The sequence below is a fragment of the Agarivorans sp. QJM3NY_25 genome, from assembly GCF_050870875.2.
Lineage (GTDB): Bacteria > Pseudomonadota > Gammaproteobacteria > Enterobacterales > Celerinatantimonadaceae > Agarivorans.
In genome coordinates, this window is record NZ_CP194041.2 from 1,153,766 (window position 1) to 1,166,662 (window position 12,897).

Annotated in this window: 10 protein-coding genes; 4 read left to right on the forward strand and 6 right to left on the reverse strand. The window is 42.4% G+C overall.

The genetic code is table 11. The features are described from left to right. Positions 1-136 precede the first annotated feature (136 nt). Positions 137-1,318, reverse strand: coding sequence for an EAL and HDOD domain-containing protein (locus ACRRSW_RS05330; protein WP_432454230.1), 1,182 nt, complete (start codon positions 1,316-1,318; stop codon positions 137-139). 734 nt (positions 1,319-2,052) lie between these two features. Here ACRRSW_RS05330 and ACRRSW_RS05335 point away from each other — a divergent pair. Further along, positions 2,053-2,313, forward strand: coding sequence for a hypothetical protein (locus ACRRSW_RS05335; RefSeq protein WP_432454229.1), 261 nt, complete (start codon positions 2,053-2,055; stop codon positions 2,311-2,313). Positions 2,314-2,510: 197 nt separating this feature from the next. Continuing rightward, positions 2,511-2,864 (forward strand): hypothetical protein, encoded by a 354-nt coding sequence (locus ACRRSW_RS05340; RefSeq protein WP_432461073.1) that lies wholly within the window; start codon positions 2,511-2,513, stop codon positions 2,862-2,864. A 1,473-nt stretch (positions 2,865-4,337) separates the two neighbouring features. On the opposite strand, the gene ACRRSW_RS05345 is transcribed toward ACRRSW_RS05340, so the two are convergent. Beyond that, a complete protein-coding gene (locus tag ACRRSW_RS05345) occupies positions 4,338-4,901 on the reverse strand; it encodes a VOC family protein (protein ID WP_432454227.1) in 564 nt (187 codons plus the stop codon). Between the two features lie 187 nt (positions 4,902-5,088). Between ACRRSW_RS05345 and ACRRSW_RS05350 the strand changes: the two genes are divergently transcribed. Continuing rightward, positions 5,089-6,132 carry an IS110 family transposase gene (locus ACRRSW_RS05350; protein ID WP_432459284.1) on the forward strand — a complete coding sequence of 348 codons (1,044 nt, stop codon included), beginning with the start codon at positions 5,089-5,091 and terminating at the stop codon, positions 6,130-6,132. Positions 6,133-6,609: 477 nt separating this feature from the next. Here the strand turns inward: ACRRSW_RS05350 and ACRRSW_RS05355 are convergent, their stop codons facing one another. After that, positions 6,610-7,209, reverse strand: coding sequence for a Vat family streptogramin A O-acetyltransferase (locus ACRRSW_RS05355; protein WP_432469377.1), 600 nt, complete (start codon positions 7,207-7,209; stop codon positions 6,610-6,612). 285 nt (positions 7,210-7,494) lie between these two features. Continuing rightward, positions 7,495-7,782, reverse strand: a complete 288-nt coding sequence (locus tag ACRRSW_RS05360; protein ID WP_432461074.1) for a hypothetical protein — start codon at positions 7,780-7,782, stop codon at positions 7,495-7,497. Between the two features lie 291 nt (positions 7,783-8,073). Between ACRRSW_RS05360 and ACRRSW_RS05365 the strand changes: the two genes are divergently transcribed. Further along, positions 8,074-9,303 (forward strand): ISL3 family transposase, encoded by a 1,230-nt coding sequence (locus ACRRSW_RS05365; protein WP_432458952.1) that lies wholly within the window; start codon positions 8,074-8,076, stop codon positions 9,301-9,303. A gap of 1,674 nt (positions 9,304-10,977) precedes the next feature. Here ACRRSW_RS05365 and ACRRSW_RS05370 read toward each other — a convergent pair. Both ACRRSW_RS05370 and ACRRSW_RS05375 read right to left on the reverse strand, forming a co-directional pair. Continuing rightward, positions 10,978-11,742, reverse strand: a complete 765-nt coding sequence (locus tag ACRRSW_RS05370) for an alpha/beta fold hydrolase (protein WP_432461075.1) — start codon at positions 11,740-11,742, stop codon at positions 10,978-10,980. A gap of 196 nt (positions 11,743-11,938) precedes the next feature. Further along, positions 11,939-12,628, reverse strand: a complete 690-nt coding sequence (locus tag ACRRSW_RS05375; RefSeq protein ID WP_432461076.1) for a pseudouridine synthase — start codon at positions 12,626-12,628, stop codon at positions 11,939-11,941. Between the last annotated feature and the right edge of the window lie 269 nt (positions 12,629-12,897).

Sequence of the window (12,897 nt, forward strand, 5' to 3'; positions counted from 1 at the left end):
TGACAGGAAGCGTGGATCTTGGTGTTTTATAATTTTAGCCGAAGGCAATCTTGCATATGACGGGTCTGGCTTGAATCAAGCATCAATAGCCGCAAAGCATCACCAAAGAGCAGCTGTTCTTAATAAATAATTTATTTTACAAGAGATTATAAAACTCAAGTAATGTATCTACATTGACTTTTAAGGCTTCGGCATTGGTTTCGAGCCGTTGCCATTGACCAAGTTCAATGGCATCGATCAGTTGCAGCATTTGCCCCCAACGACCGACTCTTGAGGTGAGAGCCTGGCTAATATCTTCCGGCAGTTTTAACTGTTGACATATAGCTGTCATCTCTACCGCAAGGATGGCATCAAACAGGGATAATAGACCGACGCTATACGCAATATCTGGATCACAGCTTAGCGGATACTGCTTTGTCATGAAAGCTAAGGTTTGAGCTCGTTTTAAGGCATTTGCATAGAGGATCTGTGGTCGATTCACTGCCAGTTCTGAGGTGATCACAATATGGATTAATTTTTTGAGTTCAGCCATTCCCACATAGCTCACAGCATGCTTAATACTGAGAATTGGTTTGCTTACCATACGACAGTTGTCGTTGGCTTTGCTGAGTAGTATCGCCATTAACGCCGCATCGTTGGCGATATTATCGCTAATGTCTTCCACCGACACATTGCTTTGGCCAATTTTATTCAGTAGTTCCAAGAGGTAGAGTTTTCTGGGGGTCAGCACTCGTAGCTTCGACATGCTCGGCTTATAAAAGTGAAACCCTTGAAAAAGCTGGTAGCCATATTCTAAATAGCGATGAAATTGTGATTCGGTTTCGACTTTTTCGGCTAATAGGGTCAGGTTAAGTGGCTTAAATCGAGTGGCAATGGCTTTTACATCCTCCTCTGGGGCGACGAGGACATCCACCTTAATTATATCTGCATAATGGGCGTATTCGAGCCAAGGGCTACTTAATTCAAAGTCATCTAGGGCAATGGTATAACCTAATTCACGCAGGTTTTTGATGGCTTTTAACAAGGCTTCGGTGGGCTGACAGTGTTCTAAAATCTCTATGACGACACTTTTTTTTGGCAGTAAGGTTGCCTTTTCTTCGAGTAAATCTTGTTCGGTAAAATTAATAAAACTACGATGTTCACTGCCCAACTGATTCAGCACCCCTAAGATAAAATTACCACTGATAATATGGTCGGTTGCTCTGTCTACTTGGTCGGATTGGTTACGAATACTGTCTGCGCCGCGAAACAATAGCTCGTAAGCAACGATTTGATTGGTAGCATCTACAATAGGTTGTTTAGCAAACTGAAACTTCATTAATATTCTTACCATTCAGGATCAAGCTTGAGTTTAATCATGGCAGAATATGAGGTGTTTTATCAAGAGTGGCGTCAATGATATGAGGGGGGGGGCTTATCCTGTGAGCTTATTCTGAAAAATATAAGGCATTATCTGCTTATTTGTGGACGATGAGGCGGTGTTGTTAGGAGTAACGACAAGTTGTGGATTCACTTTTGTTCGATGCAAAAAGGACTAAATTGTGTTGAGTTGTATGTTATTTCGAGAGGTAAGTCGTCAAGCGTCACTTTCCCTTTGAAGTAAAATCAGACTCCTTTCTAGAGGGTATTTTGAGCTGGTGCTACGCACTCAAGGATTCTGCTTTCCCATCGCTGATATTAGCTCGGCTGGTGCTGTTTATTTGATTCAATAGTAAGAGCTAAGCATTCCTTTAAGCTTATCTGCCCCTCGGATGGGCAGAGATATTCACCTTTAAAGCTTATTAAGCTGATATTCGAAAGTCGAGTTCTAAGCTATTGACGCCGATCGGCGACAGCCTTGCGGTAGGCCTGTACAGGCGTCATCACTCATAGCATTTTATTGCGTCGTTAATCAACAACACCTTCGCTTACTTTACACCTCTAATTTATAGTTAAGTCATTGTTATTTAATTGCTTTTAACTTATGGCCTAAGCCTTGCTATTAGCTTGTTGCCTCGCTGCTTTGTTAGAGCAGCATATTTTAAGAGTGTTCATTATCACAGGAGTTATATCATGAAATTAAAATATACTTTTCCAGTACTAGCCGTGTTTGTTGCGAGTTTGGCGTCTGCCAATGATGATATTTTTAAAGGCTTAGATACCAACCAAGACATGGTTGTGAGTCAAGAAGAAGCGGCTGATTTGCCTATTTTAGCTGAAGTTTGGGCGAGTTTAGATACCGATAAAGATGGGGTATTAAGCCAAACTGAGTTTAATAACCTAGATTTATCTACTGATCCAGCAAAGGCTGAAAATAGTGAGGTGTCTGAATAACTTCTGCTCTAGTTATCGCGAAGTAATCCTTTTTGGTTGCTATCTGGACTTACGGCGGTAGATACATTTGGTCTAGTGATGATGCCGCTTCATCTAAGGTAGTTTCCAGCGCTTAAGCTTGTGCTCGCTTAAGCGCCTTTTTTAAGGTCAAGACGCTACGCCTATGTTGATGGGCATATTATTTACGGAGTTTTATCATGAAATTGAAATATGGCTTTCTCGTCTTAGCCGTGCTGGTAGCCAGTTTTGCTATATATAAGGGCTTAGATCCGAACCAAGAGTTGGTGGGGAATCAAGAACAAGCTGCTGAGTCTACCCAGAATGAATTGAACAACTTGCAATTGTCGGCCGAAGCAGATCAAGCTGCAAATGGCGAAGTGTCTGAAAATAGCGACGTCGTTGTGAATCAGGCGATGCCTAAAGATATCGAGTCGTCTGAAAATGATGCCCCTGCTGACAATCTCCAAGTATCTGAAGATAAGGCGGTCGTTGAAAATTATGAAACGGCTGAAAATAACGAAATTTCTGAAAATAGTGAGGTCGCTGAATAGTTTTCCATTTTAGTTTATCGCGAAGTAATCCTTTTTAGGTTTCTATCTTGCTGAGGCTGGCGAAAACAATGGTCTAGTTATGCTGCGGCTCCAGTTGAGATAGTTTTCCAGCGCTTAAGCCCGTGCTAGCTTAAGCGCCTTTTTATATGCTTTGCGGATGGTTTTCTCAAGATATAAAGCTTGAACCATAAATTTTAAGCCATTGCAGAGTATGTCGCTCGCGGTTTGCTCCAAGGCATACAATTGTCCGAGTCATAAGGCGACAATTGGCATCAGTTTGATCGTTGGTAAATGGTCCGCAATACGCAAAGCACTCTTTTCATATATTTTACTCTCGGGTGTAAAACCGTCCATAGCATCGGGTTGCCGCTCGTTTCGCAATGCTGAGTTCTCGAGTACATGCGCTAACAATTGTAAATCCTCAATAGTTTGCCAATTATCGCTGATGATTTACATATTTTGTGCTGTTACGCCCGCCGTTGGATATTTAAAGCTTGTTGTATGATGCCGACTCATCATTGTTGTTAAAATCATGTGGTCGAGTTGAAACATTGCTTAATACCTCACTAATTTTACTGCCATGACCCAGAAACTCTAGTGTCGCTGGAACTATAAAGTGACATAAGGACCTGCGTTACATCTAATGCAAATCCAAAATTTGAACCACAGTTTGACATAAAATGGAACCATAGTATGGCATAGTGCATTTCGTATGTTTGCCGCCGGCCAAACACACTTTTGGACAAAAGTGAGTTACGCTGATTGTTTGTTCAAAGGTATGCTGGATTAGATTCAGTATGGCTGAGACGGAGATAACGCCGAAAGCAGCGGCGCGCGTTAGCGCATCCAGCCCGTAGGGCGATGCTGCCTATGTTTGTGTACGCCCATGGGCATGAACTTACTAGCAAATGGCAAGGGCGTTACCGTGAGGGAATGTCTGAAGGAAGCCGGACGCCTTTTTATCTAAAGAGAGGGCGAGCTGATGAACAAAAACATCATATGAGGCGTAGGCTGGAGGCGAGTTGGCACAAGACAACGAAGCCATGTGATCTAACGGCCACCGTAAATGATGCAGCAGTGCAGAGAAAAGAGAAAGTGCATGTTCTACTTCTTATAAACAAAGAGTGGGGAGATCTGCTTAACAAGCTGATCGTTTAACTCACGCCATGGCGATTTAAGCAGACGGCTTTTTTTTTCAGATAAAAAGTCCCAATGCCGTTCTATTGTGTAATGGTTGGGACACGGTGAAGGCCTGAACCTGAAAATCAATGAGGAGCCTGTGCAGCTCATTGTCTCCGTATCCGACCGGACTGAGGAGTCATGGCGCAAAAACAGAAGCCATCATTGGAATGCAAAGGAGCGAATCGGCCGTTGTATTTTAACCGTTTTCAGGAAACGCCCTGTGCGGAGCCGCATGCAGGGTGTTGTGGGGGCTGGAGGTTAGATACCTCCGGCTACCCGATTAGGATATGGCTAACCAAGCACACCTAAACTATTCTTATGAACTATTTCCCAATCACTATTTGGAGAAAATCCAGGCATATTTCTAATCTCATTCTCTGTAAATTTGATCAACTCTTCATGAGATAACTCTAAATTTACAGCAAACTTACACGGTTGATTCACATGCCAGGGAGTATCTGTGAAAATTTCAAACCTATTGTTTTCAGGATCACGAAAATATATAGACCAAGTTGTGCCATGAGATACTGTTTGCAAACTTATTTCAGAAACTGACTTTAATGATGAATTGAAGGCTTTCAATTCATCAATATTTTTAACTCTAAAAGAGATATGATCAACTGGACTTTCAAGAGCCCTATGCGATTGCACTGGACTTAAAACAATTTGATGGTGCTCTTCTGGGTTCCGACTTAAAAAAACCATACCATTTTGTCCTTCACCTCTATCAGTGACAACAAAGCCTAACTTACTTTTGTAAAAGTCTTCCATCTTAGCTAGGTCTTGAACGTATAATTCAATATGACTTAACTGAATGTTTGGAAAGATAATCTCATCCATAATATCCATTTTCATCCTTAATATCCTAACGCCCTAATAACTGGCGTGTAGGTTGGCGTTGTTTTTGCCATGTTTTTCTTTTGCAAAAACGATGACAACCGTTATGCGTCCAGTTGATTAGCTTGATAATCATTGAGCCTCCTCCCTAGCAAACCGTATCAGCGGTATGCTTAAGGTGACCAAACCAACAGCAGAAAGCTCAATGAGATTTTATAATAACTCACATCCATACTACTGTGGCATTGATTTACATGCACCCTTACTTTATGTCTGCATCATTGATTCTAAAGGGGAAGTTGTCGTCCACAAAAAGATTGGGGCTGATAAAAATGACTTGTTACTCATACTCGAACCCTATATCGGCAATGTCATTGTCGGGGTTGAGTGCATGCATTGCTGGTATTGGGTCTCTGATTGGTGTGCTGAACTGGGCATCGATTTCATTCTAGGTCATGCCCTTTACATGAAAGCTATCCATGGCGGTAAAACCAAAAATGATAAAGTAGACTCCTTTAAAATTGCCACACTACTTCGTGGTGGTCATTTCCCTATTGCTTACAATTACCCTCGCGAAATGCGTGCTACGCGAGACTTGTTACGCCGAAGAATGAAGATTGTCCGTCACGGTGCCATGCTCAAAGGCCATGTGGTTAACACCAACAGTCAATACAATCTGCCTGCCACTGACTTAAACCTTAAAAACATGTCTGCAAGACAACAACTACGCGAGCAATACCAAGACCCTATCGTGCAGCGTAATATCGACATGGATATGGCAATACTGGATTTCTACGCCAAAGAACTTGCCCAAGTGGAATGGTTCATTGAAAAACAGGCCAAAAACCATAACCCCGTTTATTTAGAATTGCTAAAGACCGTACCTGGGATTGGCAAAATTTTATCCCTGACCATCTTGTATGAAATTGGTGATATCGCCCGATTTGAATCAGTACAAAAGTTTGCCTCTTACTCTCGGTTAGTGAAGTGCAAAGCTCAGTCTGCTGGTAAAACCTACGGCACTAACGGCAACAAAATCGGTAATGCTCATTTGAAATGGGCATTCTCAGAAGCGGCTGTGCTTTACCTGCGTGGCAATGACAAAGCCCGAAACTACCTTAATCAATTACAAAAAAGGATGAGCAAAGCTAAAGCATTATCGGCACTGGCACATAAACTTGGCCGTTGTGTCTATTTCATGTTGAAGAACAAAACGGTGTTTGATGAACAGCGATTCTTGAAAGGGTAAGTCGCGCAATAAGGTGAGCTGAACGTCTAACTAGATACTCTTAAAAAGAGAAGCGAGCATGACCGTGAATGATGTGGCTAATGAAGCAATAACTCATCACCATCATCACTATGCCAAAGGCTATTTAAGCTACGCCGACTTGATTGGCGCGCATTAAGTACAATCAACAAAATCGTTTACACCTTAAATGAGCCTGACACTAACTGTGCATAAAGCCCCTGTGACTTGAATAGTGCCATCTTAGGGTTAACCGATAAATGTCTAGTGCCCCTGACATTCCGAAGGACCGGATAGCCTCAGGCAGCGATAAGATCGCACTAAGAGAGCCTCTATATGTGTTTGCTGTAAACGATGATTTGACAGCTAACTGACAGACGAAGTAGATGCATTTGTTGATTGATTTTAATTTGACTGCAAGAGCAGTCAAATAAGTTAGGCTCGCCTATTGACTACCCGGAGGCTCATATGTGTTAAATGTCACTTGGCACAATCAAGCTTTGAAATGTCTGCACCTATAATTGCTTCAAGATTCAAGGTTATCTTTTCTGCAGACCAATCCCACCATGCTAGTTGAAGTAACTTATCAATAATAGGTTGTTCAAAGCGATTTCTTATTATTTGTGCAGGATTCCCCCCGACCACTGTATAAGCAGGGACATCTTTAGTAACTACAGATTTACTCGCAATTACAGCACCGTGTCCAATTTTAACACCAGGCATTATTGTTGCTTCATAACCAATCCAAACATCGCTACCAATTTCCGTGTCACCTTTAAATGGTAGCTCACCTTCTTTAGGCATAGCTTTTTCCCAGCCATTCCCAAATATATAAAATGGATAAGTAGAGAAACCAGAGTCTTTATGATTAGCACCATTCATTATAAATTTCACACCTTTTGCAATAGCGCAAAACTTTCCAATAATTAATTTATCTCCAATAAATGGAAAGTGGTACAGCACGTTACTTTCGAAATTTTCAGGACCGTCAGGATCATCATAATATGTATAATCACCGACTAAAATATTTTCACTTTTTATATAATTTTTAAGATATCCAACTTGTGGAAATCCTTTCATCGGCTCTTTATTATTTGGATTTGGACCAATCAAGTTATACTCCTTACTATTCGTGACATTTAACGCCCGGTTTTGGGGCGGACTTGGAGCTGCGAAGCAGCGGAAAGGCCGTCCCAGCCCCAACGGGGCGATAACAACCGCTTGTTAGGTGATTCATTTATGACAGCCGTAGAAAACTCTTATACTCAATCACGATATCGTACTTAACTCCCGCTTGCTTTAATCGACCTACGATATGATTCGCGACCTCATTTGGCCGCTCGTGCGCATATTGGACATCAACAACTAAGATATATTTCCCATCTCTCTTAAGTTCGACAAGCATGACGGCCTCCCCTCATACTCACCACTCCAAGATCTCAACAACTCGTTACGAGGGCTGTTAGCCCAGCGGTTATAACTTCGTATCCAAGGCTTTTTATCCTGAACCAAGCCATTATCACTGCAAAAATTTTCAATGGCGCTATCAGTAATACCGTTGCTATCAGCTAATTCAATCACTGCAAAATTACCACATGCAGTCAACGGAAGGATAACGAAAAATAAAGCCACTTGAAGCATCATACTTTTCATCTGACATCACCTAACAGTATATTAATATGCAAATTCCCATCTTTCACGCATGCGAAGTTACCACCTATCACGCAGCACAGAAATTCACACAGCCTTTAATATTCAACTTTATCAACAGCATATCAGTGAATCACCATTTTGACCATGCGTGAAAGATGGTCATGTATTTGCAGAAAGATGGGAACCCACTTAACTGTGTATAATTGGCTCTTCACCGAATGTAGTGGAAACACTTTCAACAAACATTAATGAGCGAGATAATAAGTAAACGTTCATGAATACCTCGCGACCATGCAAGACACGACGCTTTATCAATCCATTCTTGGATTAACTCATCCTTGGGCTGTTTCATCTGTTGAACTCAATGAGTCAACCCAAACCATCACCGTACGCGTTGACTATGACCGAGCTTCATTAACGGCTTGCCCCTCTTGCGGTAAGGCTGTTCGTCGACACGATACTCGGCGGCGGGTTTGGCGACATTTAGATACCTGTCAGTTTGAAACACGTATTGAGGCTGAAGTCCCTCGAGCTGATTGCCCAGAGCATGGAGTGCAAACACTTCAAGTGCCTTGGGCGACAAGTAACAGTCGCTACACAGAGCTGTTTGAGGCTCGCGTTATAGAGATGCTTAAAGTCAGTTCCTTATACGCGGTGAGTAAAACCTATCGGCTTAGCTGGGGAGCCATCGACCGTATTATGGCACGAGCCGTTCAACGCGGTCTGACAGCCAGAACCACCATCAACTACCAAGACCTGTTGGTCGATGAAACGGCATTTAAGAAAGGCCATGACTATGTCACGGTATTATCCAATCGTGATGGTCAGGTGATATCGGTTGAAGACGGTCGAACAGGCCTGAGCTTATCAGCTTGCTTTAAGGCATTGCCCCCTGAGTCAACAATGGTTACACGTTCCATATCGATGGACATGAGCAGAGCATATATAAACGCAGCATATGACTACTTCGGTGAGCGGGCTAAGCAAATGATAGCCATAGACCATTTTCATATCGCAAAGGTGCTCACTAAAGCGGTGAATGAAGTGAGAAAAAGCGAACTCATGGCGTTGCCCCAGCATTTAAAAAGAGAGTGCCACCAAACACGGTATGGATGGTTAAAACGAAACAGCCACCTACATGGGACATTGAGAGAAAGAGTGAATGCGCTGGCCAAAATGATGCAAAATACTGGCTTGAGCTGGATATTCAAAGAGCAAGCAAGAGCCATTTGGTATGGCGATGCAGCTAACGCCAAAGCGGCTTGGAATGATTGGTTGGCACTCATAAAGGTCAGTCAAATCAGGCCGATGATGACAGCAGCAGAAACCGTGAAAACGCACTTAAAGGGCATCATCAATGCGATGCGTTATAAGGTATCAAATGGCTTAGCGGAAGCGATAAATGGAAACATTCAGCGCCTAAAAATACGTTCGATGGGTTTTAGAAATAAAGAACGCTTTAAGCGAGCTATTTTATTTCACTTTGGAGGGCTTGATATGACTTTCCACCAAGAACGGTGAAGAGCCGTATAATTACAGTGAAAAGATCGACATATGAGCCCAGCATATCTCGCGTTTATCGAGGTAAAAATGCGCAAAAACGCTTTAGAGAAACAACAATTCGAAGGGATTTAGCATGGATATAGCGCTTTATTTTATTCAACAAGAAACTAGACACTAATTTAAAAAAAAACTTTTACACTCTCGATAGCCAAGATTACGCTTTTAAATCCCATCATCTTCGCCGAGTCGCGCAAATGAACAAGGGAGCAAAGTTGAAGTCTGTTTGAGCGTAGTGTTTACTTCAACGCCCTTGAGAATAAGCAACGCAGGATCTAAGAAGATGCAGGGCGAGCTTTCTTTTTGCTTAGCTAAGCTTTGCTCGTTGAAGCTTAATGACGTCGCCGTAGGCGAAAGCTTTTACCCCGTTACTAACACACAATGGGGCGTGCGACGTGAAGTCGTATGAAGCGCTGTTCACCGCTTAATAAATAAACTAGACACCCATTCTAAAAACAAAAACCTTTTACACTCTCGATAGCCAAGATTACGCTTTAAATCCCATCATCTTCGCCGAGTAGCGCAAATGAACAAGGGAGCAAAGTTGAAGTCTGTTTGAGCGTAGCGAGTTAGTTCAACGCCCTTGAAAATAAGCAACGCAGGATCTAAGAAGATGCAGGGCGAGCTTTATTTTTGCTTAGCTAAGCTTTGCTCGTTAAAGCTTAATGACGTCGCCGTAGGCGAAAGCTTTGACCCCGTTGCTAACACGGAATGGGGCAAAAGCACGTGAGTGTTGCGATAACTCGACAAACACTATTGGTTAGTAATCATTCTTCAACTCATACTAATCTAACTCATTATTTGTTCATTCTTGCAGGCCTAAATCATCGTTAACTGCGTAATGTATCTTGTAATCAGAGCCTCTCGTTGTTGCTCTTCATACCTTGTTATCGGTAGATTTATGCTGCGTAATAAGTTGCTCACATAATCAATCAAATTGGTTGCGCATTGGTCTGGTAGAATAAACTAGACACCCATTCTAAAAACAAAAACCTTTCACACTCTCGATAGCCAAGATTACGCTTTTAAATCCCATCATCTTCGCCGAGTAGCGCAAATGAACAAGGGAGCAAAGTTGAAGTCTGTTTGAGCGTAGCAAGTTACTTCAACGCCCTTGTGAGTGAGCAACGCAGGATCTAAGAAGGTGCTGGCTGGCCTTTCTTTTGTATACTTTTCTTTGGCCAGCAAAGAAAAGTATATCGCCGTCAGGGCGAAACCCTCACGAACAGATCGCTCCAAAACTAAATGATAAAAACGAGACTAACAGCTCCCCAAAAAAATAAGTTAACTCGTTTTGGGGCAAAAGCACGTGAGTGTTGCGATAACTCGACAAACACTATTGGTTAGTAATCATTCTTCAACTCATACTAATCTAACTCATTATTTGTTCATTTTTGCAGGCCTAAATCATCGTTAACTGCGTAATGTATCTTGTAATTAGAGTCACTCGTTACTGCTCTTCATGCCTTGTTATCGGTAGATTTATGTTGCGTAATAAGTTGCTCACATAATCAATCAGATTGGTTGCGCATTGGTCTGGTGAACGTTGCAGTAGTTTCGCAAAGCGTGATCAACTGGGATGTGAGGGTTTAAGCTGACGCTTCGAGTGCGTCAGCGTATCGGATAAGACTGTTTTTAAAGAATAAAATTTGCAATTGTTTTGGCGACCGCGCTTGGGTTTTCCCACAACATGGAGTGACCAGACTCGGGAATGACGTCCACTTGAACGCCCACTTTAGGAAGCTTGGTATAGTCATCATCGGGCAATGAGTATTCCCCAAAGAGTACCATTTTGGGGCATGGAAACGCGATCAATTGTTGTCGCCATGACGGAATCGAACCCGTCATCAGAGAACTCGATAATTGATGCACCGCGCGAGGGTTGGCAACCTGCATTGTTCCTGCCCAAACATGGTTGTCATTTGAGATACAATCTTGAATTTGTTGCTGATGACCATGCTCGCAATAATCGGCTAAGGGTTGATTAGCGATGCCTTGACTAAAAAAACCACCGCCAGTATCTAAATTTGGCTCTGAGAGTATAATTTTTTCAACGCGTTCTTGGCACAGAGACGCTAGCGTTACCGCGATTGCCCCGCCAGCACTATGTCCAAAAATCACAAATTTAGTTAATTTTATTGCCTTGATGAGCCCTAGTAGCACTTTGGCATGCGCCTCGACAGAGTAGGCAAATGTTGGTGGGTGATCGCTAAATCCGGCACCAAATAAATCAACCATAATACAGCGGTGTCCAAGTAGACTTTGATCCGCAACCACGGCGGGGTAGTCACTTGATGAAGCGCAGCCTAAGCCATGGATAAATAGAATGGGCAGCTTTTCACCAGGAATATCGTGATATCGCAAAACGGCTTGATATTTTTCATCATAATGAGCGTTCATATAAATCCTAAGTGTGAATGTTGTGTCAATGCAACGTCGATTGGCAGGCAAGCGTAGCGAAGCGTGTGGATCAGAGTGTATAACAATAGGTGAGCGGTTTAGGCTTTATTTTATGATTTGTCACTCTATATTTCGTTGATTTAAAACAGTAATTTTAAGCACTTGGCGCATTGGGAAGTAATTTGAAATGGCGGGTTTACTTGGTGAATGATTGGATCTCATCGTTTGTTAAATCACGCCATTGCCCAGTCTTAATATCTAGGCTAACTTCGCCAATTTTTTCTCGATGTAAAGACAACACTCGGTTACCCACGGCCGCGAACATCCGTTTTACCTGATGGAATTTACCTTCGGTGAGGCTTAACAGCACCTCGGTTGGCGTAATTAATTCTAAGTGAGCAGGCAGGGTGAGTTGTGGTTCCCCTTGTAATTGAATGCCTCTTTTAAACAGAGAGCGGGCGTCTTCCGTTATTTTTTTTGATAAACCCACCCGATACACTTTACTGCAGTGTTGGCTTGGCCGCGTGATATTAAATGACCAACGTCCATCATCGCTGATTAAAACCATCCCTGTGGTATCGACATCTAAACGTCCCGCAATATGCAGTTCGGCGACGTTTTCAAGATCTAAATAGTTGAACAATGATGGATAAACTTCATCGATGTTGGAACAAATGGTTCCCGCGGGTTTATGCATCATGATGTAACGAAAAGGTCGTGTTTTGAGCGGGTTGCCATTCAACAGGATGATGTTGTTTTCATGAACTTGAGTCGCTTCATTGTTTGCGATATCGCCATTTACCCGCACTTCGCCTAAATGAATCCGTTGGCTTGCTTCGATTTTTGTTAAGTTGGTACTTTTACAAATAAATTTATCAAGGCGCATATTGACAACAGATTAGGCGAGAGAGTTGATTATTATCCGGAACTCTCGCGAATGATCAAATACTCTGGCTGATTTTTCCATTGGTTTTTGTTGATATGTTTGCTCTGGGCTTATCCTAAGGTGAAGAATCCCGAGGTGAGGAGAGAGCTTCGAGCAGATTTAGGCAATGTGCGGATTGCTTGTCTGTATCGCTACCGCCAGCTTGTTGTTAAACGCTACAAAATAGCTGCTAGATATCAACCAAAGCTCAATTAAATGTGATGAGCATG